The following is a 1,013-nucleotide window of genomic DNA, read 5'->3' on the forward strand; positions in this document are numbered from 1 at the left end:
TTATGACAGGTTTTCACAACATCGCTCACCCCTCAGGCATTAGCAAAGTCCCCGGCTTGAAACTACACATAAATGACGAGACCAACCAACTTGGTCACCGAGTATTTAAAGTAGATGACCCGGGAAAACTCCAAACTTACCTGAAGAGCAAATATCAAGATTATTACTCCCCAGACAAATCCACGGTAGCTGTATACAGGGGACACGAACAAACACCGATTACCTTCAAAGACGTACAATATGAAAAAACTTCAGAGCTGCTTTCAAGTGACACTTGGAATGCCACTCTTGATCACCTTAAAGCTAACAACTTTCTTATTCCTGATCCGGATGGACTTCCCGCGGCCCATGCAGAAATCCTGGTTAAAAACACGACATCACTATTAAACACCTACTCAGAACCGCAAATAGTAAAAATATGGACAGACAAAATACAAGACGTACCGGCGGCAATCGCCTTCCTCGCCTGCACTAACTGTACAGGAATTTTGAGAAGTGCCCAGGGTGGCAACGTCAGGGCAGAAGTTCAAACAGGATACAACGACGAAAAATTATCGAACTGGAGAACCTTAACCAACCAGCTAATGTAAAACTCAAAGTAGAGCCGTGACGTATAACAAACGCCCGGCTCTACCACTTCATAAATCCTCACCACACACACAAAACCAAACACACAAAACCAAACACATACAGGTTTAGCGCACCCTCACTAAAGAATATGTATTTCCGCTCCCGCCAGTGCTTTTCTGGTTAATATCCTGAGAAGTTCCTTACGTCTATCCGCCAACTCGATGATTGCCCGTTCATACTCCCGTTGCGAGGTAGAGCCAGCCATGATTCGCTCGTTCAATATTTTGTATTTTTCAGAAAATGTCGCAGCATTTAGTCCAAACGCTTGCCGATTTCGATTCTTCAGGTACTTGCGCCAAAACAGCTGTTCGATCATCTGGCTGACCAACCCCTCTCCCGCCTCCAGCGCCAGAATCGACTGGTACGCCTGATCAATTTGCACA

Annotated in this window: 2 protein-coding genes; one reads left to right on the forward strand and one right to left on the reverse strand. The window is 45.3% G+C overall.

What is annotated here, in order from left to right; genetic code table 11:
- The coding region (locus tag AC1DRJ_RS29425) for a hypothetical protein (RefSeq protein WP_477805221.1) at positions 1–590 on the forward strand (590 nt) is incomplete at its 5' end.
- 119 nt (positions 591–709) lie between these two features.
- Here the strand turns inward: AC1DRJ_RS29425 and AC1DRJ_RS29430 are convergent.
- The coding region (locus tag AC1DRJ_RS29430) for a hypothetical protein (protein ID WP_477805222.1) at positions 710–1,013 on the reverse strand (304 nt) is incomplete at its 5' end.

It is taken from the genome of Pseudomonas sp. P5_B2, assembly GCF_056400445.1.